Source organism: Pseudomonas sp. NY15435 (assembly GCF_048068295.1).
GTDB lineage: Bacteria > Pseudomonadota > Gammaproteobacteria > Pseudomonadales > Pseudomonadaceae > Pseudomonas.
On record NZ_JBLUQA010000005.1, the window covers coordinates 465,663 to 490,595 of the forward strand.

Genomic DNA, 24,933 nt, shown 5'->3' on the forward strand with positions numbered 1-24,933 from the left:
CAGGTCGGGAACCCTTCCGGCCATTCCGGGTCGCAATGCCCCGGCAATTCGTAACTCCCGGTAAATCAAAGGTAAATAGCGGGTAAAGAGACTTTGCCTGCGGCCTGGCTGTGCTTATCGTTCAGCCTCGGTATTCTCACTTCTTTGCGCCAAGCCCCCTTTTCAAAAGACAGAGCCCCATGACAGCAAGCAACGGATCGCCCTCGAAACTTCGCACCCTGCGCCCCTGGCTCATCACCGCGCTGCTGTTCGCCGCCGTGGTGGGGCTGATCATGTGGCTGCACTCGACGTCTTCGGGAGCGCCGGCAGCCCAGGGTGGGCGTGGCGGGCGTCCGGGGCCGGGGCAGATGGCCGCGGGACAGGGCGGCACGGCGGTAACTGTCAGCGTCGCGCCGGTGACCAAGGGCGACCTGCCGGTGCATTACCACGCTCTCGGCACAGTGACGGCCTACAACACCGTCAACGTCCGCGCGCGGGTCAGCGGCCAACTGATCAAGGTGCCGTTCCAGGAAGGCCAGGAAGTGAAGGCCGGCGATGTCCTTGCGGTGATCGATCCGCGTCCGTTCCAGGCTGCGCTGGACCAGGCCCAGGGCACCTTGCTGCAGAACCAGGCGCAACTGAAGAACGCGCAGATCGACCTCGCCCGCTACAAGGGCCTGTATGCCGAAGACTCCATCGCCAAGCAGACGCTGGACACCCAGGAAGCTCAGGTTCGCCAGTACGAAGGCACCCTGAAGACCAACCAGGGCCAGGTCGCCGACGCCAAGCTCAACCTCGAATTCACCCAGGTGCGCGCGCCCATCTCCGGCCGCGTCGGCCTGCGCCAGGTGGACGTGGGCAACCTGGTCACCTCTGGCGACACCACGCCGCTGGTGGTCATCACCCAGGTCAAGCCGATCTCCGTGGTGTTCAGTCTGCCGCAGCAGCAACTGGGCACCATCGCCCGCGAGCTGTACAGCAACAAGCCGGTGCCGGTCGAGGCGCTGGACCGCAACCAGAACCAGACCCTGGCCACCGGCGTGCTGAAGACCCTGGACAACCAGATCGACACCACCACCGGCACCGTCAAGCTCAAGGCCGGTTTCGAGAACGACGACCACAAGCTGTTCCCCAACCAGTTCGTCAACGTGCGCTTGCTCGCCGAGACCCTGCCGGGCGTGCTGACCATCCCGGCCAACGCCGTGCAGCGCGGCAACGACGGCACCTACGTCTACCTGGTCGGCGAGGAGAGCAAGGCCAAGCGCCAACTGGTCACCCTGGGCACCAGTGAGAGCGAGCGCGTAGTGGTCACCGATGGGCTGAAGGAGGGCGACCGCGTCGTCGTCGAAGGCACCGATCGCCTGCGCGACGGCACCCGCATGAACATCGCCAGCTCCGATGAGAAAGCCCGCGCGGCCGCGACGGAAGAGGGCGACAAGTCCACCGCCAAACCGTTCGGTTCGGACACTCCGGTCCAGGACAGCGGTAAGAGCGAATGAACCCGTCCCGCCTGTTCATCCTGCGGCCGGTCGCCACCACGCTCCTGATGGTGGCGATCCTGCTGTCGGGGATCATTGCCTACCGCTTCCTGCCGATCTCGGCGCTGCCGGAAGTGGATTACCCGACCATCCAGGTGGTGACCCTGTACCCCGGCGCCAGCCCGGACATCATGACCTCCTCGGTGACCGCGCCGCTGGAGAACCAGCTGGGGCAGATTCCCGGCCTGAACGAGATGTCCTCCACCAGCTCCGGCGGCGCCTCGGTGATCACCCTGCAGTTCAGTCTGCAGATCAACCTCGACGTGGCCGAACAGGAAGTCCAGGCGGCGATCAACACCGCGCAGAGCCTGCTGCCCAAGGACCTGCCGAACCAGCCGGTATACAGCAAGGTGAACCCGGCGGACGCACCGATCCTGACGTTGGCGGTGATGTCCCCGGACATGCCGCTGCCGCAGATCCAGGATCTGGTGGACACGCGCCTCGCACAGAAGATTTCGCAGATTTCCGGCGTCGGCCTGGTCAGCATCAGCGGCGGCCAGCGCCCTGCCGTGCGTATCCGCGCCAACCCCGGCGCCCTGGCGGCAGCCGGGTTGAGCCTGCAGGACCTGCAGACCACCGTCACCAACAACAACCTCAACGGCCCCAAGGGCAGTTTCGACGGCCCGACCCGCTCCTCGACCCTGGACGCCAACGACCAGCTCAAATCCGCCGACGCCTACCGCGACCTGATCATTGCCTATAAGAACGGCTCGCCGCTGCGCGTGCGGGACGTCGCGAGCGTGGAGGACGACGCCGAGAACATACGCCTGGCCGCCTGGGCCAACACTTCGCCGGCCGTGGTGCTGAACATCCAGCGCCAACCCGGCGCCAACGTCATCGAGGTGGTGGACAGCATCAAGAAGATGCTTCCGCAGTTGCAGGCAACGCTGCCGGGCAGCCTGGAAGTTTCAGTGCTTACCGACCGCACCACGACCATCCGCGCCTCGGTGGCGGACGTGCAGTTCGAGCTGTTCCTCGCCGTCTGCCTGGTGGTGATGGTCACCTTCCTGTTCCTGCGCAATATTTCCGCCACGCTGATCCCAAGCTTTGCCGTGCCGCTGTCGCTGATCGGCACCTTCGGCGTGATGTACCTGGCCGGCTTCTCGATCAACAACCTGACGCTGATGGCGCTGACCATCGCCACCGGCTTCGTGGTGGACGACGCCATCGTCATGGTGGAGAACATCGCCCGCTACCTGGAGAAGGGCGACCCGCCACTGGAAGCCGCGCTCAAGGGCTCCAAGCAGATCGGCTTTACCATCATCTCGCTGACCTTCTCGCTGATCGCCGTGCTGATCCCGCTGCTGTTCATGGGCGACGTCGCGGGGCGGTTGTTCCGCGAATTCGCCATCACCCTGGCGGTGGCGATCCTGATTTCCGGCTTCGTTTCCCTGACCCTGACACCGATGCTCAGCGCCAAGCTGCTGCGCCATGTCGAGCCGGAGAAGGAAGGGCGCTTCGCCCGCGCTGCCGGGCGCTTCATCGACAACATGATCGAGCGCTATGCCGCGGCCCTGCGCGTGGTCCTGCGTCACCAGCCGCTGACCCTGCTGGTAGCCATCGGCACCGTGGTGCTCACCGCGCTGCTGTACATCTTCATGCCCAAGGGCTTCTTCCCGGTGCAGGACACCGGGGTGATCCAGGGCATCGCCGAGGCGCCGCAGTCGATTTCCTTCCAGGCCATGGCGAGCCGCCAGCAGGACCTGGCGAAGATCGTGCTGCAGGACCCGGCGGTGGAAAGCCTGTCCTCGTTCATTGGCGTCGATGGCACCAACGCGACGCTCAACACCGGGCGCCTGCTGATCAACCTGAAACCTCACGCCGACCGCGACGTCACCGCCAGCGAGGTGATCCATCGCCTGCAGCCGGAGTTGGACCAGATCGCCGGCATCAAGCTGTACATGCAGCCGGTGCAGGACCTGACCATCGAAGACCGCATCGCCCGCACCCAATACCAGTTCACCCTGCAGGATGCCGACCCGGACGTCCTCGCCGACTGGGTCCCGCGCCTGGTGGACCGCCTGCAGCAATTGCCGGAGCTGGCCGATGTAGCCACCGACTGGCAGGACAAGGGGCTGCAGGCTTACATCAACATCGATCGTGACACCGCTTCGCGCCTGGGCGTGAGCCTGTCGAACATCGACAGCGTGCTGTACAACGCCTTTGGCCAGCGGCTGATTTCCACCATCTTCACCCAGGCCACGCAGTACCGCGTGGTGCTGGAAGTGGCGCCGGAATTCCAGATCGGCCCGCAGTCGCTGGAAAACCTCTACGTGCCGGCCAGCGACGGCACCCAGGTGCGCCTGTCGAGCCTGGCCAGGGTGGAGGAGCGCCACACCCTGCTGGCGGTCAACCACATCGCTCAGTTCCCGGCCGCGACCATCTCCTTCAACCTGGCCAAGGGCGTTGCCCTGGGCGAGGCGGTGCAGGCGATCCGCGACGTCGAGGCGCAGATGGAAATGCCCGTCAGCCTGCAGGGCAGCTTCCGCGGTGCGGCGCAGGCATTCGAGGCCTCGCTGTCCAACACCCTGCTGCTGGTGCTGGCATCCATCGTCACCATGTACATCGTGCTCGGCATCCTCTACGAGAGCTTCATCCACCCGGTGACCATCCTCTCGACGCTGCCCTCGGCGGGCGTGGGCGCGCTGCTCGCGCTGATGCTCTCGGGGCAGGACATCGGCATCGTGGCGATCATCGGCATCATCCTGCTGATCGGCATCGTGAAGAAGAACGCGATCATGATGATCGACTTCGCCCTGGACGCCGAACGCAACGAGGGCAAGCCGCCCCATGAGGCGATCTACCAGGCGTGCCTGCTGCGCTTCCGGCCGATCCTGATGACCACCATGGCCGCGCTGCTCGGCGCGCTGCCACTGATGCTCGCCGGCGGCGCCGGCGCCGAACTGCGCCAGCCGCTGGGCGTCACCATGGTCGGCGGCCTGCTGGTCAGCCAGTTGCTCACCCTGTTCACCACGCCGGTGATCTACCTGTACTTCGACCGCCTCGCCACGCGCTGGGCCAACTGGCGGCAGCGTCACGGCCTGGACGTGAACAGCATCGACCCGGCGGAGCGCGGCTGATGGGCGGCTTGTCTCGCCTGTTCATCCTGCGCCCGGTCGCCACCTGCCTGCTGACCCTGGCGTTGATGCTGGCCGGTGCGCTGTCGTTCAGCCTGCTGCCGGTGGCGCCTCTGCCCAACGTCGATTTCCCGACCATCCTGGTACAGGCCTCGCTGCCTGGCGCCAGCCCGGAGACCATGGCGTCCACCGTGGCGACGCCGCTGGAGCGCTCGCTCGGGCGCATCGCCGGGGTCACCGACATGACCTCCAGCAGCTCCCTGGGCAACACCACCATCATCGTGCAGTTCGACCTCTCCAAGGACATCGACGGCGCCGCCCGCGAGGTGCAGTCGGCGATCAACGCGGCGATGAGTCTGCTGCCCACCGGCATGCCGAACAACCCGACGTATCGCAAGGCGAATCCGTCCGACATGCCGATCATGATCCTCACGCTCACCTCGGACACCTACACCCGCGGCGAGATGTACGACCTGGCCTCGACCATCGTTTCGCCCAAGCTGGCGCAGGTGAAGGGAGTGGGGCAGGTGAGCATCGGCGGATCGTCGCTGCCGGCGGTGCGTGTCGACGTGAACCCCGACCAGCTCAGCCACTACGGCATCTCCCTGGATACCGTGCGCACCGCCATCAACAACACCAATGCCGACGGGCCCAAGGGTTCGCTGGAGTTCGGCGAGCGCCATTGGCAGGTGGACTCCAACGACCAACTGCGCAAGGCCAGCGAGTACGCCCCGCTGATCGTCCACTACAACGCCGAGACCGGCGCGGCGGTGCGCCTCAAGGACGTCGCCACAGTCACCGACTCGGTGGAAGACGTGCGCAACGCCGGCTTCTCCGACGACCTGCCGGCGGTGTTGCTGATCATCACCCGCCAGCCCGGCGCCAACATCATCGAAGCCACCGACGCCATCCACGAGCAGCTGCCGATCATCCAGGACGTGCTCGGCCCGCAGGTGAAACTATCGGTGATGGACGACCGCAGCCCGTCGATCCGCTCCTCGCTGGAAGAGGCCGAGCTGACCCTGATCATCTCCGTGGTGCTGGTGATCCTGGTGGTTTACCTGTTCCTGCGCAACGGCCGCGCCACGCTGATCCCCAGCCTCGCGGTGCCGGTTTCGCTGGTGGGCACCTTCGCGGTCATGTACCTGTGCGGCTTCTCGCTGAACAACCTGTCGCTGATGGCGCTGATCATCGCCACCGGCTTCGTGGTGGACGACGCCATCGTCGTGGTGGAGAACATCGCCCGGCGCATCGAAGAGGGCGATCCGCCGATCCAGGCCGCCATTCGCGGGGCTAGAGAGGTGAGTTTCACCGTGCTGTCGATGACCCTGTCGCTGGTAGCGGTATTCATCCCGCTGCTGCTCATGGGCGGCATCACCGGACGGCTGTTCCGTGAATTCTCGGTAACCCTGGCGGCGGCCATCCTGGTGTCGCTGGTGGTGTCGCTGACGCTGACGCCGATGCTCTGCGCGCGCCTGCTCAAGCCCATGGAGCGGGGGCCGAAGAAAGCCTCGGTGGAGCGCCAGAGCAACCGCTACTTCGTCGCCTTCATGCAGCGTTACCGCGCCAGCCTGAGCTGGGCGCTGGAGCACTCGCGGCTGATGGTGGTGATCATGCTCGGTTGCATCGCGCTGAACTTGTACCTGTTCGTGGTGGTGCCCAAGGGCTTCCTGCCGCAGCAGGACTCCGGGCGCCTGCGCGGCTTCGCGGTGGCCGACCAGAGCATTTCGTTCCAGGCGCTGGACAAGAAGATGGCGCAGTTCCGCAAGATACTCTCCGAGGACCCGGGCGTGGAAAACGTGGTGGGCTTCGTCGGCGGCGGCAAGTGGCAGTCGAGCAACACCGGCTCCTTCTTCGTCACTTTGAAGGACATCACCGAGCGCGATTCCGCCGAAGCCATCGTCAACCGCCTGCGCAAGAAGCTGGCGGAAGTTCCCGGTGCCAACCTGTTCCTGGTCGCCGGCCAGGACGTGCGCATCGGCGGGCGCCAGGGTAACGCGCAGTACGACTTCACCCTGCGCAGTGACGACCTCAACCTGCTGCGCGAATGGGCGCCCAAGGTCGAGGCGGCGATGAACAAGGTGCCGCAGATCGTCGATGTGAACAGTGATGCCCAGGACAAGGGCGTGCAGAGCCGTCTGGTGATCGACCGCGACCGCGCGGCCAGCCTGGGAGTGAACGTCGCCGAGGTGGACGCGGTGCTGAACAACTCCTACGGCCAGCGCCAGGTCTCGACCATCTTCAACCCGCTGAACCAGTACCACGTGGTGATGGAAGTCGCCCAACCGTACCAGGAAACCCCCGAGGAGCTGCGCCAGGTCTACGTGATCAACAGCGAAGGCGAGCGCATCCCGCTGTCGGCCTTCACCCACATCGAACCCAGCCGCGCACCACTGGAGGTCAACCACCAGGGCCAGTTTGCCGCGACCACCTTCTCCTTCAACCTGGCCCAGGGCGCGCAGATCGGCCCGGCGCGCGATGCGATCCTGGCGGCGGTGGAACCCATCCACCTGCCGATGGAAATCCAGGCCACCTTCGAAGGCAACGCCGGCGCGGTACAGGACACGCAGAACGACATGCCCTGGCTGATCCTGCTGGCGCTGGTATCGGTCTACATCGTGCTGGGTATCCTCTACGAGAGTTACGTGCACCCGCTGACCATTCTCTCCACGCTGCCCTCGGCGGGCGTCGGTGCGCTGCTCACGCTGATGCTGTTCCGTACCGAGCTGTCGCTGATCGCGTTGATTGGCGTAATCCTGCTGATCGGCATCGTGAAGAAGAACGCCATCATGATGATCGACTTCGCCCTCGACGCCGAGCGTACCCTCGGCCTGTCGCCGCGCGACGCGATCCTCGAAGCGGCGATGAAGCGTTTCCGGCCGATCATGATGACCACCCTGGCCGCCATCCTCGGCGCGCTGCCGCTGATCTTTGGTATCGGTGGCGATGCCGCGCTGCGTCGCCCCCTAGGGATGACCATCGTCGGCGGCCTGATCGGCAGCCAGTTGCTGACTCTGTACACCACCCCCGTCGTCTACCTCTACCTCGACCGCCTGCGCCATTGGGTCAACAAGAAGCGCGGCGTGCGCACCGACGGCGCCCTGGAGACACCCGTATGATTCGCTCCCGTTCACTGCTTTCTCCAATGGCGGCCCTGGCGCTGGCCGTGGCCCTGGCCGGTTGCGCCATCGGCCCGGACTACCAGCGTCCCGAGCTGACGGTGCCCGCCAGCTTCAAGGAGGGCGAGGGCTGGCAACTGGCGAAGCCGCAGGACGGCTTCAACCACGGTGCCTGGTGGGAGCTGTATGGCGACGCCACGCTGAACGACCTGCAGACCCGCCTGGTTGCCGCCAACCAGACCCTGGCGCAGTCGGTCGCGTCCTACCGCCAGGCCCAGGCGCTGGCAAAGGGCGCGCGCTCCTCGTTCTTCCCCACCATCAGCGCCGACGTCGGCAAGACCCGCTCCGGGCAAGGCACCGGCAGCGGCGGCAGCGTGCGCCTGCCTGACGGCTCCACCGTCAGCAGTGGCGGCGGCAGCAGTTCGATCAGCAACAGCTATTCGGCGAGCCTCGGAGTGAGCTGGGAGCTGGACCTCTGGGGCAAGCTGCGCCGCCAGCTGGAGGCCGATAACGCCAGCATGGATGCCAGTGCCGCGGATCTGGCCAACTCGCGTCTTTCCCTGCAGTCCCAGCTGACCCAGAACTACCTGCAGCTGCGGGTGATGGACCAGCAGATCAAGCTGCTCAACGACACGGTCACGGCCTACCAGCGTTCGCTCAAGCTCACCGAGAACCAGTACAACGCCGGCATCGTCACCAAGGCCGATGTCGCCCAGGCGCGCACTCAGCTCAAGAGCACCGAGGCCCAGGCCATCGACCTGAAGTACCAGCGTGCGCAGCTTGAGCACGCCATCGCGGTGCTGGTCGGCGTCCCTCCGGCGCAGTTCTCCCTGGCTGTCGTGGACGGCGTGCCGAACCTGCCGGCAGTGCCGGCGTTGCTGCCGTCGGAGATGTTGCAGCGCCGCCCGGACGTGGCTTCCGCCGAGCGCCAGGTGATTTCCGCCAACGCCAAGATCGGCGTGGCCAAGGCCGCCTGGTTCCCCGACCTGACCCTCACCGCCGCCGGTGGCTATCGCAGCGGCAGCTTCCAGAACTGGATCGAGACACCCAATCGCTACTGGTCCATCGGCCCGCAATTCGCCATGACGCTATTCGATGGCGGGCTGATCGCCTCCCAGGTGGAGCAGGCCGAGGCGAGTTACGACCAGACCGTGGCCAGTTACCGGCAGACCGTGCTGGACAGCTTCCGCGAGGTCGAGGACTACATGGTCCAGCTCAAGGTGCTGGAAGAGGAGAGCGGCGTGCAACAGGAAGCGCTGGATTCCGCCCGCGAGGCGCTGCGCCTGACCACCAACCAATACAAGGCCGGTACCATCGACTACAGCAACGTGGTCACCACCCAGACCAGCGCGCTGTCCAACGAGCGCACGTTGCTGACCCTGACGGGCAGTCGTCTGACCGCCAGCGTGCAACTGATCGCCGCGCTGGGCGGCGGTTGGGATGCGGCGAAGATCGCCGAGGAAGGGCAGGCGAAGCGGGACTGACGATGGTCAGTCCTCGATCAGGGCGCTCAGGGGGATCCGGAAACGGTACTCACCGTCCAGTGACTTGATGCCGCGAGGCTGCGCGGTGCTGACCAGCACGGCGCCGCCCTGACGCTCGAGCACTTCGCAGTCGATACGCCCGATGGCGGGCAGGCGATCATCCTGGCTGTCGGTGCGCAGGCGCGCGCGCGGCTTGAGGAAGCGCCAGTCGCGCCCACCGACATCGATCAGGCGGCACTCGGCCCAACCGGGGAAGCACTCTTCCGTGTAGCGCACTATCTCGACCAGCAGGCTGGGCATTGTCAGGGGTCCGGTTACAGGGAGTAAGAGGTCAGCCGTTGAAACGGCGGGCGGTGGTGTAGCTGCGTTCCCAATAGTGGTCGTCCAGCGAGTCCATGCGGATGCGCTCGCCGGAGCTGGGGGCGTGAATGAACCGGTTGTTGCCGATGTACAGCCCGACATGGCTGACATTGCCGCGGCCGTTGTGGTTGAAGAACACCGCATCGCCCGGTTTGAGCTCGCCACGGCCAACGCGCTTGCTTTCGCCTTCGATCATCTCGGCTGTGGTGCGAGGCAGTTTCATGCCCGCTTCGGTGCGGAACAGGTAGACCAGCAGCCCGCTGCAATCGAAGCCATCGTCCACTGTAGTGCCGCCCCGTCGATAGGGAATGCCGATCAGTTGCCGGGCGCGGGCGACCACGCGGGTGCTGGCAATCGTCTGGGGCCTGTGCAGACCAGCCGGCGACGGCTGCTTCACTGTGTGGTGCGGGCGAACGTTGTTGTGATTGAAGGGCTTGGCGTGGGACGTGCGCGACAGGCTCGATGTGGTCTTGTGGAGCGGAGGGCTCTTGGACTCCCGCGCCTCAGCGACCGGGAGCGAAAGAGCAAGCAACAGGGCAGTGCTCAGCAAGGTGAGGGAACGCATATCGGGTACATCGTGTGACTAACTGGCTGAACGGGGCGCTATCTTAGAAACCTCCTCGTAAGCGGGAACGTGGCAAGAATCCGAATGCCTGTAGGTATTTTCTGATCGAAATTCAGCCGCTGAAGCGTCGGGCCGTCGTGTAGCGGCGTTGCCAATAGCTGTTGTCCAGGGAGTCGATGCGAATGGTCTTGCCGGTGCGCGGGGCGTGAATGAAGCGCCCGTCGCCTATGTACAGGCCGACGTGGCTGGTCCTGCCGCGGCCGTCATGGTTGAAGAACACCGCATCACCGGGTTGCAGTTCGTCCTGGTCCACGGTGTTGCGTTTCTGCGCGACCATGGATGCCGTGGTGCGCGGCAGCTTGCGGTTGGCGATGGTGCCGTACAGGTAGACCAGCAGGCCGCTGCAGTCGAAGCCGGACTCTTCGCTTTGGCCGCCCCAGCGGTAGGGCGTGCCGATCAGTTCGTGGGCTCGCTCGACGATGCGCGAGGTGTCCACCGGGCTGAAATTCCTGCTGCCCTTCTCGTACCTCGAGGAGGTCATGAACATGGCGGATCGCGTACCCGTTTCGGCCCGGGATGATGTAGCAGGCCCGCCGCCTCGCAGATGGAGGCTTGCGTCGGGCTGCTGCCCCCGGTATGCCGGCTGGCCTGCAGGGGCGAAGGTCCGGTCGATGGGGGAGGCATCGAGACGACGCCAGCCAGGCGCCTCGAAATCATCGGCGAAGGCAAGCGGCGCTCCGAAGGTGCAGAGCAGATACAGAGGAAGCCAGCGGAGTGGGCGCACGTCGAGTCACCTCAGGGTGAACGGTGGAGACGGGCGCCATCCTAGGAATGGCTAGGAAAATTCTATGTAGGAAATTTCCAGTAGATTTGAAGGTAGATTCCAGGGTGGATGATCGGTCGCCATTCAGCGAGCAAAGAGCTGGCCGATGTCCTTGAATGCCTTGAACTCCAGGGCATTGCCGCAGGGGTCGAAGAGGAACAACGTGGCCTGTTCGCCCACCTGGCCCTGGAAGCGCACGTGGGGTTCGATGACGAACTGCGTGCCACGCTCCCGCAGCCTTTGCGCCAGGCGCTCCCAGTCTTCCCAGGGCAATACCACGCCGAAGTGCGGTACCGGCACGTCGTGACCGTCCACGGCATTGGTGTGTGCCGCTTCCTGGCTCGCCGTGCGCGGGTGCTCATGGATCACCAGCTGGTGGCCGAAGAAGTCGAAGTCCACCCACTGGGCGCTGCTGCGGCCCTCGGCAAGACCGAATACCTCGCCGTAGAAGTGCCGGGCCAGCGCCAGGTCGTAGACCGGGATCGCCAGGTGAAAAGGTGATAACGCCATGGACGTGCTCCCGTCAGGTTCAGGCCGCTACAGCCAGCAGGCGGCTGATGGTGGCCTTGGCTGCGTTCATCTGGCCTTCGCGGGCGAGGCGAGTGAACTCCAGCAGCGCATGTTCGTGCTCGGCAAGGTCGTCGAGAATGTCCCGGTCATCGTCGTCGCCCTCTAGGGCCAGGCTGTCGTAGCGCTGGACGTAAGGCTCCACCAGCACTTCGAGTTTTGCCAGGGTCTGCGGCCAGTCGAGCCCGAGCCAGTCGGCGGCGCGTTGGCGGCCCTGGGCGGCGGCGTGGGCGGTGTCGCCCAGCGGCAGGCCGTGACGCTGCAGCAGCCGCGCCATGCGCAGGCCGGTCTGGCGTTCCAGTCGCGCCAGCAGGAGCATCGAGGACGCCCCCTCCGGCAGTTGCTCGGCCAGGCCGAGGAAGAAGTTTTCACCGCGGACTTCGCCCAGGTAGGCGGCCTGCAGTTCACTGGCTTGTCGGTGCATGCGTCGGTCCCCCTTTGCTCAATGGGGACCAGCCTAGACGATGTGCGTCGGGCATCGAACCCGGCATGTCGTGTCTGGGCCAGAAGGGGTCGCTCAGCGTTCGAAACCGTATTCGCGCTCGACCCGGCTGATGCGCACGCGGAAGGCACTGTACCAGTCGCGCCGGCCGGCCTGCTGGGCCATGCGGTGCTCGGCCTGCTGCTTCCACTGGCGGATGGCGGCTTCGTCGCGCCAGTAGGACACGGTGATGCCCAGACCGTCGGCGCCGCGGGCAGATTCGACGCCGAGGAAGCCGTCCTGCTGCGCGGCCAGTTCCAGCATGCGCTCGGCGGTGGCGCCATAGCCTTCGTCCAGTTCGGTGCGATAGGAGGTGAAGGTCACGGCGTAATAGGGCGGTTGTGGTGTGCTGGCGATCATGCGGGGCTCCTGATGTGGCTGGGCTCTTGACTGGATTGGCGGCTGGACTGATGGCGGAATGCAGCGGACAGGAGCGCTTCGGCCAGCGGCACGGCGATGCCGGCCAGTGCCTTGCGTTCGGGTTGGAACAGGGTGGCGATGAAGAAGGGGTGGTCGGTGGCTTCCAGTGCCCGGATGCTGTCGTCTTCGCCGCGGGCGCAGGCGCGGAGCGAGCCGCCGAAGAGGATGTCCTGGAACTCCGGGTTCACCCCGTAGCTGCAGCGGTAACCTTCACGAATCTCCGCCAGGCCGTAGATCGCGGCCAGGTTCGAGCCGGGCATGAGGCGAATGGTCTCGCTGACTTCCACCAGTGAACAGGGCAGGGCATGGACTACCGCACGCGCTGCCCCCGGGTCCATCTCGGCATGGGCTGCGTCGCTCCAGCCGAGGACGTTGCGGGCGCGCTCCAATAGCGCATGCTGGAATCCACCGCAGGTGCCGAGGAAGGGCACCTGGTTTGCGCGGGCGAAGGCGATCGCCCGCAGCGCGCCGTCGGTGTTCAGGTAGGGACTTCCGGGGATGCACCAGAAGCCGGAATACGGCTCAAGGTCCAGGCCCTGGGCGAGGCGCGGGGTGTCCAGCCAGTCCACGCGCAGGGTGCCCGAATGTGGCAGCAGCGATTGCTGCAGGGCCAGGGGAATCGCCCAATGGGCGGTGACGCGGCTGTCGCGGTCGCCGATCAGGCCGATCCGCAGTGCTTTACGACGTTTTCCCATCCTTTGTTCCCCCAGGCGTCGTGGCCCATTGGCGGGCCCATGGGCAGCAATTTATAGTTGCGCAGGCGCAATCGAAAATGGGCGGTTGCGCAACCTTGGAGTGCGTCGATGCAATACCGTCTCGAATACGCCGATCTCGCCCTGGTGCTGGCGCTGGTGCGTGGTGGCAGCCTTGCCCGTGCCTCTGAATTGCTCGAGGTAGACGTCTCCACCGTATTCCGTGCCGTGCGCCGTCTGGAAAAGGCGCTGGGCACTGCGCTGTTCGAGAAGGGCCGCAATGGCTACCTGGCCACTGCCACCGCGCAGCAGTTGGCGACCCAGGCCGAACTCGCCGAGCAGGCGCTGGAGGCGGCGCGCCTGGGCCTGGAACAGGGCCACGATGTGCTCAGCGGAACCGTGCGGCTGACCTGTTCCGATACCGTCCTGCAGGGGCTGCTGCTGCCGGCTCTGGCGCGCTTCATGAAGCGCTACCCGGCGCTCAACCTGGAGCTGACCACTTCCAACGCCTTCGCCAACCTCAGCCGCCGCGACGCCGACATCGCCCTGCGCCTGACCAATGCGCCGCCCGAGCATCTGGTGGGACGCAAGCTGGGCGAGGTGCACTACGTCCTCTGTGCCCATCGCGATTATCTGGCCGAGCAGGGCGAACGCCCCTGGCAGGAAATGAGCTGGATCGCCCCGGATGACTTTCTCCCCGATCACTCCAGCGTTGCCTGGCGTCGCCAGGCTTACCCCTCGGTGCTGCCGGCCTACCGCTGCAACAGCATGCTGTCGGTGCTGGACCTGTGCCGCGCAGGCCTGGGCTTGGCGGCGCTGCCAGCGTTCCTGCTGCGCCCGGACGACGGCTTGCAGGTGCTGGAGCCGGAACTGCCCGGCTGCAGCATCCATCTCTGGTTGCTGACCCGGCCGGACTGCCGGGCGCTGCGTGCGGTGGTAACGCTGTTCGAGGAACTGGCCGGGAGCATTCGTTTGCCGGCCTGAATGAAAAGACCCCGCCCGGAGGCGGGGTCTTTGCTCTGTAGCGGCTCTACCAGTGACGGTAGTGCCCCGGAGGGCCGTAGTAGCCGGGTCCGTAATAACGCGGCGGACCGTAGTAGCGCGGCGGGCCGTAGTAACGCGGGCCAGGCACCACCACGACCGGGCGGTAGACCGGCTGGTACACCGGTTGATACACGGGCTGGTAGACCGGCGCCGGCTGGTAGTAGACCGGTTGCGGCGGGTAATAGGCCACCGGGGGCGGCGGAGCGTAATAGGGCGCCGGTGCGGGCTGCGAGCCGGCGACCACTGCACCCCCGACAACGGCGCCGACCACCGCGCCGATCGCGGCAGCATCGGTGTTGCTGTTGGCCGCAGCCTGGCCGGCGAGGGCAAGGCCGGCGCAGAGCAGGGCGATCTGGGGGAGACGGTGAAGCATGATGCACCTCCTGAGGAACCCGGCGAGGAACCAGGTATCTATGAGACATCGGCCTTGAAAGAATCGTAACGCCGCCGGTGTAAAGGTTGTGTAAATGGCGCCGTGCGGCTCTGCGACGGGGCATTGCATGTATCAGCCTGCAATATATCCATCGCGCCGCCGCAGCCCTCGGGCTGGTAAGGTGGCGCCTTTCGCGTTTTTTCCATGAAGAACCAGGGAGACCTTCCATGCCCTTCAACCGAGTGACTCTCTTGTCGCTTCTCGCTGTCGCCGCGCTCGCCGGTTGCAGTTCCAAGGATTCCTCGTCCGATGCCGCCCAGCCGGCTGCGGGCGACTCGTCGGCCATGACCGGCACCTGCAACGCTAAAGCAGTGCAGTCGATCGTCGGCAAGGTCGTTACCCCGACGCTCACCGAGGAAGCCCGCCGCGACGCGGGCGCCAGCGTCGCCCGCGTACTCACCCCACACCAGCCGGTGACCATGGAGTACAACTCGCAGCGCCTGAACATCGATGTCGATGACAGCCAGGTGGTGAAGCAGGTTTCCTGCGGCTGAAGCGTGGCCAGCTGCCCATGAAAAAGCCCCGCCTAGGCGGGGCTTTTTCATGTCCGACAGCGATCAGCGGTTGGCGGGCTTCTTGATCACGCGCAGTGCCTGGCTCGACTGGTTGACGCATTCCTCGTAGTTGCCGGCCTTCTTGGCTTCCTCGGCCTTGGCGACGTACTCGTGGACCGCATTGACCTTCACGCCGGTCGCGTTCTTGCTGGCGGTCTTGAGGAAGTCGTTGATCTGCTGCAGGTTGCCGTCGCACAGCGCGCTGTCAGCGAAAGCCGGTACGGAAAACACCATGGCCAGGAGCAGGGCGTACTTTTTCATGCAGGTTCTCCTTGCATCTCGAATGCCGAATCGAAGAAATTCGAAATTACGTTAGCTTGCTAACAATCGACAAGCATTTACCCCGCGAATTCATTTCATTTCTGACGCTAGTCAGGAAAAGCCCGCTCTGCCGTGTCGCTGGTCAGATCGCACTGAACTTGCGCTCCAGGCCCTGGCTGCGAAAGTGCTCGATGACGTAATCGACGAATACCCGCGTCTTGGCCGGCAGCAATTTCTGCGCGGTGTAGTAGAGCGCGGTGTTGCCGGCGTCCACGTACCACTCCGGCAACACGCGCACCAGCCGCCCGCTGTCCAGGTAGGGTACGGCGTGCTGCATGCTCACCAGGGTTACGCCCAGGCCCATGAGTGCGGCGACGCAGGCGGCTTCCGGGTCGCTGAAGGTCATGCGCTCCTTCAGCGCGATCGGCGCCTGGGCCTGCTGGCGGTTGGTCAGCGGCCAGGGCCGCACACGGCCGGTCTGCGGCGAACGGATGCGGATGCCATCGTGGCTGGGCAGGTCCGACGGATAGCGGATCGCCGGGCGCCCCTCCAGGTAGGCAGGTGACGCCAGCAGCACCAGGTGCGCCGGGCTCAGCTTGCGTGCCACCACGCCGGGCGGCAGCTCGAAGCCACCGCCGATGGCCGCGTCGAAGCCTTCGGCGATGAGGTCGACCTGGCGGTTGTCGAAGTGCCAGTCCGGGCGGATCGCCGGGTAGCGCCCGAGGAATTCTCCCAGCAGCGGCAGGATGTAGTCGCGGCCGAATACCAGCCCCATGCTCACCTTCAACATGCCGCTGGGCTGGCCGTCGGCGCTGGCCAGGTTGGCGATGGCGCTCTGCAGGCTGGCCAGGCCGCCGCTGGCCTCGTCGAGAAATCGCTCGCCGGATTCGGTCAGGGTCAGGCTGCGGGTACTACGCTGGAACAGCCGCACGCCCAGGTTGTTTTCCAGGCGGGCGACATTCTTGCTCACCGCCGCTGGTGTCAGGCCCAGCCGCCGCGCGGCGGCGGCGAAGCTGCCGGCCTCGGCGCTGCGGACGAAGCATTCGATACTGATCAGGCTTTCCATGGGTGGTATTCCGGACGTTTGGTATCGACTGAATATAGCGATTACTGGCTACCGGGTCAGGAGTGCGAGCGCGAAACTGGCCCCGTCGAACTTACTCCCCCACTAGATTCCTGGAGATACGAAATGACCACCACGCAAACCACCTCGCCCTCCACCTCCAAGCCGCTCGCCGGCAAAGTCGCTTTCGTCCAAGGCGGTTCCCGCGGCATTGGCGCCGCCATCGTGCAACGCCTGGCCCACGAAGGTGCCGCCGTGGCCTTCACCTACGTCAGCTCGGCGCAGAAGGCTGAAGACCTCGCCGCCAGCATCGAAGCCGCCGGCGGCCGCGCCCTGGCGCTCAAAGCCGACAGCGCTGACGCAGCTTCGGTGCAACAGGCCATCGATACTGCCGCTCAGCGCCTGGGCGGCATCGATATCCTGGTGAACAACGCCGGCGTACTGGCTATCGCTCCGGTGGAAGAGTTCAGCCTGGAAGACCTCGACCGCACCCTGGCAGTGAACGTGCGCAGCGTCTTCGTCGCCACCCAGGCTGCCGCGCGGCACATGGGGCAGGGTGGGCGCATCATCACCATCGGCAGCACCAACGCCGACCGCATGCCCTTCGGCGGCGGCGCGGTCTACGCCATGAGCAAGTCGGCGATCGTCGGCCTGACCAAGGGCCTGGCCCGCGATCTCGGCCCGCGCGGCATCACCGTGAACAATGTGCAGCCTGGCCCGGTGGACACCGACATGAACCCGGCTGACAGCGACTTCGCGGAATCCCTGATGGAACTGATGGCGGTCGGCCGTTATGGCCGCGCGGAAGAAATCGCCGCCTTCGTCGCCTACCTTGCTGGTCCGGAAGCCGGCTACATTACCGGCGCCAGCCTGACCATCGACGGCGGCTTCGGGGCCTGATCGGGTCCTGATAACTGCAGCGCGACCGGGCTCAGGCCCGGTCGCGACTCTGAATATTCCAGTGTGCGGAGGTGCCGGCGAGTTTTGCCGAGAGCATCTCCACCTGCTCGTAGAGGCGCAGGGTGAGCCAGTAGAACCCCTGCTTCTCGAACGAGTCGGTCAGGTTGTGCGGCCGAGCCGGCAGGCTCTCCAGCCCCTGGCAGGCCTGTGCCAGCTTGCTGGTGCGACTGAATTTCAGGGCATGGGCCGATTGCAGCAGCAGGCGGCCGATGATCTGCCGGTGCGTATCGAGGCTGGCCGGCACCGGTTCTATCTCCCCGGCCTGGGCGGCGAACTGCCGCGAGGCGATCAGCGACTCCAGGGTGCCCATGATCGCGCGGTGGATGCGCTGGATGATCTCCAGCTCGCGCAAGGGCATCGCCGTTTCCTTCGATACCGGCCCAAGATGCGCCCGGGACGCCACCAGGCGATGGTCCAGCTCTTCCAGTTGGCGGGCGAAGTGCTCCGGGGTGAAGTCGTGATTGGACGATAGTTGCCCATACATCCGCGCGCAGGCCCGAAGGTTGTCCGAGAGCAGGTAGCGCCAGACGTAGACCGCCCGCAGCGGGTAGATCTGCGAGAACAGCAGCGCCACCGCGACGCCGATCAGCACGTTCGCCGAACGCCACAATCCCTCGGTGAAACCGGTCTCGCCGGGGCCGGCGACAATGCACATGGTGATCCCTGCCAGCAACGCCACGTAGCCGGGCCGACGAATCGCGAAGAAGGCCGAGGCTGCGCCCAGCACCGACATCACCAGGTAGGTGAGGGTGAGTGAACGCGTCCGGTCATAGACGGCGATCACACAGAGCCCCAGCAGTGCGCCGACCAGCGTGCCGAGCACCCGCTCGTAGGACTTGCCGCGAATAGTCCCCTGGTGCACCAGCCCGCCCATCACCACCAGTACCGTGACCGAGGCCCAGAGACCGTGGGGCAGCTTCAGCGCGCTGGTCAGCAGCATCGAGGCGAGCAACGCGAGGCCGACGCGCACGCAATGAATCCAGGCGGCATAGCGATAGCGGGTATAGGGATTGGCCAGGCGGCGGAACGGCAGGGTGAGGATCGAGGGTTGCTTCGCCAAGGGAAGCGGCTCCTGTGCGGGCGGTGGCGATGCAGCAAGGTTAGCCGCTCCTGGCTGGCAGGGGCGGCCTTGAGTCAATCTCCTGGTTACTGCTGGCCGACGAAGTAGTAGTCGCGCTCGCCGACGCGGAAGTGCTGCAGCACGCTCAGCGGCGCTTGCGGCACCGTCTCGCTTTCCAGCAGCGCGATATGTTCGTCTGGCTGGCTGAGGAAGTTCGTCAGCTCCTCAGTAGTCTGCAGCGCCGGCAACAGGCTGCGGCTATAGAAAACGCTGGCGCCGGCGAGGCGCTCGCTGGGCTGGAACAGCGCCACCTGGCGCCCGGCCATCTGGTGCTGGCGAATCCGTTCGGTCAGCGGGAGGAAGGATTCCTGCTGATCGGCGCGGGGTTCGATCCAGATGGCATATCCCAGGTAACAGGCGGGTACCAGCAGCGCCAGGAACAGAGCGGCACCGCGTACCCGGCGCGAAGCACGGGCATGCCAGCGTAATAGCAGAACGTGGCCATACTCGGCGGCGATCACCGCTGCCGCCGGTGCCAGTGCCATCAGGTAGACCATGCGCTTGCTGGAAGCGAGGGTGAGCAGGGCGAACTGTGCCGCCAGCCACAGGCAGAAGAACAGCAGGTAGCGGTCCTGCGCCAGGCGTTTGCGCCAGTGCCAGAGCCCCAGGTAAAGCAGGATGTTCCACGGAAGGAACGCCTGCGGCAGACGCACCAGGTAGTAGTAGAAGGGCTCGAAGTGCCCGGCTTCGCTGAATGATCCGTTGAAGCGGCCGATACTGTTGGTCCAGAGGATTTCCTCCAGCGCCGCGCTGCCACCGTCGCGGTAGAGGAACAGCAGCCAGATCAGCAGCGGCAGCAGGCCCGGCATCGTCCACAGCAGGGGGCGCAGCCAGGCGGGGATTTCCAGCCGGCGCCGCGCCAGGCTGTCCCACAGCAGGCAGGTGAAGATCACCACTGCCGGCAGTGCCAGCCCCAGCACGCCCTTGCTCAGGGTGGAGATGGCGATCCCCGCGGCGAACGCCAGCCAGTGCTCGATGCGCCCCGGCGGCTTGAGCCAGGCCTGCAGCAAGGACAGCAGCGCCAGGGTCACGCCCAGCGTGAGCAGGGCGTCTTCGCCCACCTGACGGGCATTGGCCCAGAAGCTCGCCAGGGTCATCAGCATGATTGAGGCCAGCAGCGCTAGCGTCGCGGGCCGGCCGATGCGCCGGAGTACGCCATAAAGCAGCAGTACACAGAGCAACCCGGCGAACGCCGAGGCCAGCCGCACGGCCAGTGTGGTCGGGCCGAACAGGCGGATGGCAGCGACGTCCAGCCACAGGCTCAGTGGCGGCTTCTCCAGGAACGGCTGGCCGTTCAGGCGCGGCGTCACCCAGTCCCGGTCGAGGTGCATTTCCATCGCGATGCCCGCCACCCGAGGCTCGGTGGAACCCTGCAACTGGTGATTACCCAACGCGCAGAAGAACAGCAGGCCGCCCAGCACGAGCAGGACAAGAAGGTGGCGGCGCTGGGGCATGGGAAATCCGCGGCTGGTCAGGAGTCTCTGCATGTATAGGCGACATTTAGTTAACGCGAAATTAACCTTCGCGATGCTTCACTGCGACCCTCGCCCGGTACTCCCCTGGGGGTCGCCATGTCCGCTCGCCTGCCTGATTCCCAAGTCGCCTTCCCGCGTCGCCTTCGCCGCCGCTATCTGTTGCTGGCGCTGGCCGTGCTGATCGTGGTGGCCGGCTGCCTGGCCGGTTTCATGGTGCTGGTTCCGCCACCGCCGTACACGCCCTTGCCGGGCCAGAATCCCTCGCAGGTCATCCTGCTGGCGCTGGGCGACCAGGGCAGTGGCGACCTGCAGCAATGGCGTGTGGCGGAGGGCATGGAGCGCGTCGCGGAAAGCGAAGGCGGGGTGAACATGGTCCTGCTGCTGGGCGACAACTTCTATGGCAAGACCTTGAGCGGCGTCGATGACCCGGCCTGGCAGCTCAAGTTCGAGCGCGTCTACCACGGGCGCTGGCTCAGCCATGTGCCCTTCTATGCGGTGCTGGGTAATCACGACTACCCGGCTTCCGCTGCCGTCGAACTGGACTACGCCAGCCGGCGCGTGGGCTCCGGTCGCTGGCAGATGCCGGCGCCTTTCTATACCCGCGACTTCGGTGAGGTGGACGGGCGCCCGCTGTTGCGCGTGGCCTTCCTGGACACCAATGAAGATGCCGCCGGCCGTCAGCGCCAGGCAGCCTTCCTGCAGCGGGAGTTCTCCCGGCCGGGCTCCGCACCGCTGTGGAAGATGGTAGTGGCGCACCACGCTATCCGCAGCAGTGGCGGCAAGCATGGCGATGACAGCGAGTTGCTGCAGCAACTGCTGCCGGCGATGCAGCGCAGTGGCGTGGACCTCTACCTGTCCGGCCACGAGCACAACCAGGAAGTGATAGTCCGCCCCGGTGAGCCGGCCTGGCTGGTCTCCGGTGGTGGCGGCCAGACTCTCGACGGGATCAGGCCCGGCGCGCCGGCTGAAGGCACGCTGTTCGCCGCCGAACAGCACGGCTTTGCGCGGTTGGCCTTCAGCGCGGATCGCCTGCAACTGGCTTACTACGACCCGCAGGGGAACCGCGAGCAGGGCTTCCTCTGGGCTCGGGCCTGCCCGTGGATGGCGCAGGGTTGCCTGAAGCAGAACGATGGTGCCCAGTTGGCGACGAACAGGGCCACTGGCCAGTAGTTGTGCCCTGGGGGTTTTCGTTAGAATCCCGCACTTTTGCGCGCAGGGACCGCGTGAGCCTATCCGAGAACCCCCATGCTTACCGGTAGTTACGATCCCGCCCTGGTCCTGATTTCGCTGTGCGTCGCCATGCTGGCGTCCTACACCGCGCTGGATCTTGCCGGGCGCATCGCCACTACCCGTGGTTGGCCGGTGCTGCTGTGGATCGGTGGAGGCGGGGTGGCCATGGGCATTGGTGTGTGGTCGATGCACTTCATTGGCATGCTCGCCTTCAGCCTGCCCATCCCGCTGGGTTACGACCTCACCCTGACGCTGCTGTCGCTGGCTATCGCCGTGCTCAGTTCGGGCTTCGCCCTGGCGTTGGTCAGCCAGGACCGCCTGCCGCTCTGGCAACTGGTCTGCGGCGCGCTGGCCATGGGCGCCGGAATCAGCTGCATGCACTACCTGGGCATGTACGCGATGCTGATGCAGCCGGGCATCGATTACGACCCGACGCTGTTCGGGCTCTCCTTGCTGATTGCCGTGGCGGCTTCCGGCGCCGCGCTGTGGATCGCCTTCAGGCTGCGGCAGAACACGCCCTACGTACGCCTGGCCCGTGCTGGCGCGGCGCTGGTCATGGGCGTGGCCATCGTCGGCATGCACTACACCGGCATGGCCGCCGCGCGCTTCCCCGAGGGCAGCTTCTGCGGCGCATCCCCCAGTGGACTGAACAGCGACTGGCTGGCGCTGCTGATCATCATTGTTACCCTGGCCGTGATCGGTATTGCGTTGCTCACTTCGGTGCTTGATGCACGCCTGGAGTCGCGCACGGCTCAGCTCACCTCGTCACTGGCCCTGGCCAACCAGGAGCTGACCCAGCTCGCCCTGCACGATAACCTCACGCGCCTGCCCAACCGCATCCTGCTGGAAGACCGCATCGAGCAGATGATCGGCAAGGTGCAGCGCGGCGGCGGGCATTTCGCGCTGATGTTCCTCGACCTCGACGGCTTCAAGCCGGTCAACGATGCCTTTGGCCACCACGTCGGCGACCTGCTGCTCAAGGCCGTGGCCCAGCGCCTGCGCGACAGCCTGCGCAGCGAAGACACGGTGGCGCGCATCGGCGGCGACGAGTTCGTGGTGCTCGCCGAACTGGCCGAAGCCGAGGATGCAGTAACCGTCGCCGGGCAGCAGATCAGCCTGCTGGCCCAACCGTTCCAGGTAGCCGGGCAGGAGCTGCGCATTGCCGCCAGCGTCGGCATCGTGGTCTATCCTGGCGACGGCGCCAGCCAGCACGAACTGCTGCGCAACGCCGACGCGGCGATGTACCACGCCAAGGGCAACGGCAAGAACGGCTACAGCTTCTTCGAACAGTCGATGAACACCAACGCGCGCAATCACCTGCAGTTGCTGCACGACCTGCGCGCAGCCCTCGATCGCCGCGAATTCATCCTGCACTACCAGCCCAAGTTCGCCGCCAGCGGTGAGCCCATTGGCGCCGAGGCGTTGTTGCGCTGGCAGCACCCGCAACGCGGCCTGCTGATGCCCGACACCTTCATTGCGCTTGCTGAGCGCACCGGCCTGATCATCCCCATCGGTGACTGGGTGCTGGACGAGGCCTGCCGGCAGATGCGCGAGTGGTACCTGCAGGGCCACGAGAGCTGGCGTGTGGCGGTGAACCTGTCGGCACTGCAGTTCTGCCATGCAGCCCTGGTGCAGTCGGTGGCCGATGCGTTGCAGCGCCATCAGCTGCCGGCGCGCTGCCTGACCCTGGAGATCACCGAAACCACCGCCATGCGCGACGCCGATTCCAGCCTGGAGATTCTCGGCAAGCTGTCGGACATGGGCGTGGACCTGTCCATCGATGACTTCGGCACCGGCTACTCCAGCTTGCTGTACCTCAAGCGCCTGCCGGCCAACGAGCTGAAGATCGACCGTGGCTTCGTCCGCGACCTGGAGCAGGACAGCGACGACGCTGCCATCGTCTCGGCCATCGTTGCCCTGGGCCAGGCGTTGGACCTGCGCATCGTCGCCGAAGGGGTGGAAACCTCCGGCCAGCAGAATTTCCTCACCCGCCTGGGTTGCGACTCGCTGCAGGGCTTCCTGCTCGGCAAGCCGGTGCCGGCCGAGCAATTCCTCGAGCGCCTTTCTACGCCGGCGTAATCGCGGCCAGCTGGGAGCAGAGTTCACGTAACTGCTCGCACAGGCTGCGCCCGGCGCTGCCCAGTTCGGGGCGTGCGTAGAGTGCCAGCTCCAGTCCCTCGATAGGCGCGAAGCCATCCTCGGCGCTCAGCACGCGGTGCCCTTCGTGACAGCCGCGCAGGGGCAGCAGGCTGACACCCATGCCGGCCGCCACCGCCGCCGACAGGCTCGCCAGGCTGGCGCTGCTGTAGCTGATGCGCCAGCGCCGGCCGCTGGCTTCCAGGGCGTGGATCATCTCCTGGCGATACAGCGCGCCCAGCGGGAACACCACCAGCGGCAGCGGGTCGCGCATGGCGGCGGGGGTGGTGGCGCTGTCCTGCCAGGCCAGGGGTTCGGGCCAGTGGGCGAGGCAGTCGCTGTCCGCGCCCCATTGCTTGACCAGCGCCAGGTCCAGCTCGCCGCTGCGGTACTGGCGCAGCAGTTCCTGGCTGAGGCCGCTGGAGACTTCCAGGCGCAGCCGCGGGCGCTCGGCGCTGAAGGCCGCGAGCAGCGGCATCATCCGTTCGCCGGCAAAGTCCTCCGGCATCCCCAGGCGCAGCACGCCCTCACTGTGCTCGCTGCTCAGCGCCTCGCGCGCTTGCGAGCCCAGTTCGAGAATGCGCCGCGCGTAGCCCAGCAACCGCTCGCCCTGTTCGGTGGGCAGCACCTGGCGTTGGCTGCGGTCCAGCAGGCGGCAGTCCAGGCTCTGCTCCAGGCGCAGGATCTGCTGGCTGACCGTGGACTGGGTGAGATGCAGCAACTCGGCGGCGCGGGTGAAGTTGCCGGCGTCCACGACCATTACGAAGCTGCGCAGCAGGTTGGGGTCAAGCATTGCGATTCCCACTGAAAGTCATGTTTCTATTTAATTTCAGCATAGAACATCCCTCCGTCATACTGCATCGGCTCATTGATTGAGCGTGATTCGAGGCACGACAGCCATCACGGGGGAGCGCCCATGGATATGCCGACCGTTCAGACTGAGGACGTACACAGCCGTGCCGCCGCAGAAGCACTGCTGGCTGCTGCCAGCGAAGGTGATGAAGCCGAGGTCGCGGCGCTGCTCAAGCGCGGCGTGCCGGTGGATGTGACCGACGGGCAGGGCAATACGCCGCTGCTGCTGGCCACCGCGCAGAACCGTGTGGAAATCGCCCGGCTGCTGGTTGCCGCTGGTGCCGACGTCAACCGGCAGAACCGCATCCACGACAGCGCCTACCTGCTGGCTGGGGCGTCGGGGCGCCTGAAAATCCTCCAGCTGACTCTGATCCATGGCGCCGATCTGCGCAGCACCAACCGCTATGGCGGTACGGCGCTGATCCCGTCGTGCGAGCGTGGCCACGTGGACGTGGTGGCGACGCTGCTCAAGGCTGGCGTCGATCCCGATCACGTCAACAAGCTGGGCTGGACGGGGCTGCTCGAAGCCATCCTGCTCAGCGACGGCGGCCCGCGCCACCAGGCCATCGTGAAACAACTCATAGAAGCCGGGGCGAACCTGAACCTGGCCGACAACGACGGCGTCACGCCGCTGCAACACGCCCGCCAGCGCAACCAGACCACCATCGCCAGGATGCTGGAAGTCGCCGGCGCGCATTGA

At 65.9% G+C, this 24,933-nt stretch carries 23 protein-coding genes; 10 read left to right on the top strand and 13 right to left on the bottom strand.

What is annotated here, in order from left to right:
• Positions 1–179: 179 nt before the first annotated feature.
• The 4 genes from ACNFH5_RS15025 to ACNFH5_RS15040 are packed head-to-tail and all read left to right on the top strand — an operon-like array spanning position 180 to position 9,197.
• Entirely contained in the window at positions 180–1,478 is a 1,299-nt protein-coding gene (locus ACNFH5_RS15025) for an MdtA/MuxA family multidrug efflux RND transporter periplasmic adaptor subunit (protein WP_416747146.1), read from the top strand.
• Complete coding sequence (locus ACNFH5_RS15030) at positions 1,475–4,597, top strand: MdtB/MuxB family multidrug efflux RND transporter permease subunit (RefSeq protein ID WP_416747148.1); 3,123 nt, start codon at positions 1,475–1,477, stop codon at positions 4,595–4,597. Before ACNFH5_RS15025 ends, ACNFH5_RS15030 begins: the two co-directional genes overlap by 4 nt.
• Positions 4,597–7,713, top strand: coding sequence for a multidrug efflux RND transporter permease subunit (locus ACNFH5_RS15035; protein WP_416747150.1), 3,117 nt, complete (start codon positions 4,597–4,599; stop codon positions 7,711–7,713). The genes ACNFH5_RS15030 and ACNFH5_RS15035 overlap by 1 nt, the downstream gene beginning before the upstream one ends.
• A 26-nt stretch (positions 7,714–7,739) precedes the next feature.
• Entirely contained in the window at positions 7,740–9,197 is a 1,458-nt protein-coding gene (locus tag ACNFH5_RS15040) for an efflux transporter outer membrane subunit (RefSeq protein WP_416747334.1), read from the top strand.
• Positions 9,198–9,203: 6 nt separating this feature from the next.
• Here ACNFH5_RS15040 and ACNFH5_RS15045 read toward each other — a convergent pair whose 3' ends face one another.
• From ACNFH5_RS15045 to ACNFH5_RS15075, 7 genes are all read right to left on the bottom strand, one after another.
• Positions 9,204–9,497 carry a hypothetical protein gene (locus ACNFH5_RS15045; RefSeq protein WP_416747152.1) on the bottom strand — a complete coding sequence of 98 codons (294 nt, stop codon included), beginning with the start codon at positions 9,495–9,497 and terminating at the stop codon, positions 9,204–9,206.
• 31 nt (positions 9,498–9,528) lie between these two features.
• On the bottom strand, positions 9,529–10,122 hold the full coding sequence (locus tag ACNFH5_RS15050; protein ID WP_416747154.1) for a C40 family peptidase: 594 nt from the start codon (positions 10,120–10,122) through the stop codon (positions 9,529–9,531).
• Positions 10,123–10,234: 112 nt separating this feature from the next.
• A complete protein-coding gene (locus ACNFH5_RS15055; RefSeq protein WP_416747336.1) occupies positions 10,235–10,663 on the bottom strand; it encodes a C40 family peptidase in 429 nt (142 codons plus the stop codon).
• Positions 10,664–11,029: 366 nt separating this feature from the next.
• Entirely contained in the window at positions 11,030–11,455 is a 426-nt protein-coding gene (locus ACNFH5_RS15060; RefSeq protein ID WP_416747156.1) for a VOC family protein, read from the bottom strand.
• 19 nt (positions 11,456–11,474) lie between these two features.
• Positions 11,475–11,936 (bottom strand): hypothetical protein, encoded by a 462-nt coding sequence (locus ACNFH5_RS15065; RefSeq protein WP_416747158.1) that lies wholly within the window; start codon positions 11,934–11,936, stop codon positions 11,475–11,477.
• A 93-nt stretch (positions 11,937–12,029) separates the two neighbouring features.
• Complete coding sequence (locus ACNFH5_RS15070) at positions 12,030–12,353, bottom strand: antibiotic biosynthesis monooxygenase family protein (protein WP_138522940.1); 324 nt, start codon at positions 12,351–12,353, stop codon at positions 12,030–12,032.
• The gene (locus ACNFH5_RS15075) at positions 12,350–13,108 is read right to left on the bottom strand and encodes a glutamine amidotransferase-related protein (RefSeq protein WP_416747160.1); all 759 of its coding nucleotides are present in this window, start codon (positions 13,106–13,108) and stop codon (positions 12,350–12,352) included. The genes ACNFH5_RS15070 and ACNFH5_RS15075 overlap by 4 nt, the downstream gene beginning before the upstream one ends.
• A gap of 108 nt (positions 13,109–13,216) precedes the next feature.
• Between ACNFH5_RS15075 and ACNFH5_RS15080 the strand changes: the two genes are divergently transcribed.
• A complete protein-coding gene (locus ACNFH5_RS15080) occupies positions 13,217–14,089 on the top strand; it encodes a LysR family transcriptional regulator (protein WP_024762292.1) in 873 nt (290 codons plus the stop codon).
• A gap of 46 nt (positions 14,090–14,135) precedes the next feature.
• Here ACNFH5_RS15080 and ACNFH5_RS15085 read toward each other — a convergent pair whose 3' ends face one another.
• Positions 14,136–14,522: a hypothetical protein gene (locus ACNFH5_RS15085; protein WP_045207832.1), complete on the bottom strand. Its 387-nt coding sequence runs from the start codon at positions 14,520–14,522 to the stop codon at positions 14,136–14,138.
• A gap of 227 nt (positions 14,523–14,749) precedes the next feature.
• Between ACNFH5_RS15085 and ACNFH5_RS15090 the strand changes: the two genes are divergently transcribed.
• A complete protein-coding gene (locus ACNFH5_RS15090) occupies positions 14,750–15,076 on the top strand; it encodes an I78 family peptidase inhibitor (protein ID WP_416747163.1) in 327 nt (108 codons plus the stop codon).
• A 63-nt stretch (positions 15,077–15,139) separates the two neighbouring features.
• Here the strand turns inward: ACNFH5_RS15090 and ACNFH5_RS15095 are convergent, their stop codons facing one another.
• Positions 15,140–15,397, bottom strand: coding sequence for a hypothetical protein (locus ACNFH5_RS15095; protein ID WP_416747165.1), 258 nt, complete (start codon positions 15,395–15,397; stop codon positions 15,140–15,142).
• 142 nt (positions 15,398–15,539) lie between these two features.
• The gene (locus tag ACNFH5_RS15100; protein ID WP_416747167.1) at positions 15,540–16,463 is read right to left on the bottom strand and encodes a LysR family transcriptional regulator; all 924 of its coding nucleotides are present in this window, start codon (positions 16,461–16,463) and stop codon (positions 15,540–15,542) included.
• Positions 16,464–16,586: 123 nt separating this feature from the next.
• On the opposite strand from ACNFH5_RS15100, the gene ACNFH5_RS15105 reads away from it, so the two are divergent.
• Positions 16,587–17,360 carry a 3-oxoacyl-ACP reductase family protein gene (locus ACNFH5_RS15105; protein WP_416747168.1) on the top strand — a complete coding sequence of 258 codons (774 nt, stop codon included), beginning with the start codon at positions 16,587–16,589 and terminating at the stop codon, positions 17,358–17,360.
• A gap of 31 nt (positions 17,361–17,391) precedes the next feature.
• Here ACNFH5_RS15105 and ACNFH5_RS15110 read toward each other — a convergent pair whose 3' ends face one another.
• The gene (locus ACNFH5_RS15110; RefSeq protein ID WP_416747170.1) at positions 17,392–18,480 is read right to left on the bottom strand and encodes an FUSC family protein; all 1,089 of its coding nucleotides are present in this window, start codon (positions 18,478–18,480) and stop codon (positions 17,392–17,394) included.
• A gap of 86 nt (positions 18,481–18,566) precedes the next feature.
• Complete coding sequence (locus ACNFH5_RS15115) at positions 18,567–19,994, bottom strand: ArnT family glycosyltransferase (protein ID WP_416747172.1); 1,428 nt, start codon at positions 19,992–19,994, stop codon at positions 18,567–18,569.
• A gap of 117 nt (positions 19,995–20,111) precedes the next feature.
• Here ACNFH5_RS15115 and ACNFH5_RS15120 point away from each other — a divergent pair, with 117 nt between their 5' ends.
• Both ACNFH5_RS15120 and ACNFH5_RS15125 read left to right on the top strand, forming a co-directional pair.
• Complete coding sequence (locus tag ACNFH5_RS15120; protein WP_416747174.1) at positions 20,112–21,185, top strand: metallophosphoesterase; 1,074 nt, start codon at positions 20,112–20,114, stop codon at positions 21,183–21,185.
• Between the two features lie 75 nt (positions 21,186–21,260).
• Positions 21,261–23,324, top strand: a complete 2,064-nt coding sequence (locus ACNFH5_RS15125) for a putative bifunctional diguanylate cyclase/phosphodiesterase (RefSeq protein ID WP_416747177.1) — start codon at positions 21,261–21,263, stop codon at positions 23,322–23,324.
• On the opposite strand, the gene ACNFH5_RS15130 is transcribed toward ACNFH5_RS15125, so the two are convergent.
• Positions 23,311–24,174 (bottom strand): LysR family transcriptional regulator, encoded by an 864-nt coding sequence (locus ACNFH5_RS15130; protein ID WP_416747179.1) that lies wholly within the window; start codon positions 24,172–24,174, stop codon positions 23,311–23,313. The two genes, ACNFH5_RS15125 and ACNFH5_RS15130, sit on opposite strands and share 14 nt — an antisense overlap.
• 123 nt (positions 24,175–24,297) lie before the next feature.
• Here ACNFH5_RS15130 and ACNFH5_RS15135 point away from each other — a divergent pair, with 123 nt between their 5' ends.
• Entirely contained in the window at positions 24,298–24,933 is a 636-nt protein-coding gene (locus ACNFH5_RS15135; protein WP_416747181.1) for an ankyrin repeat domain-containing protein, read from the top strand.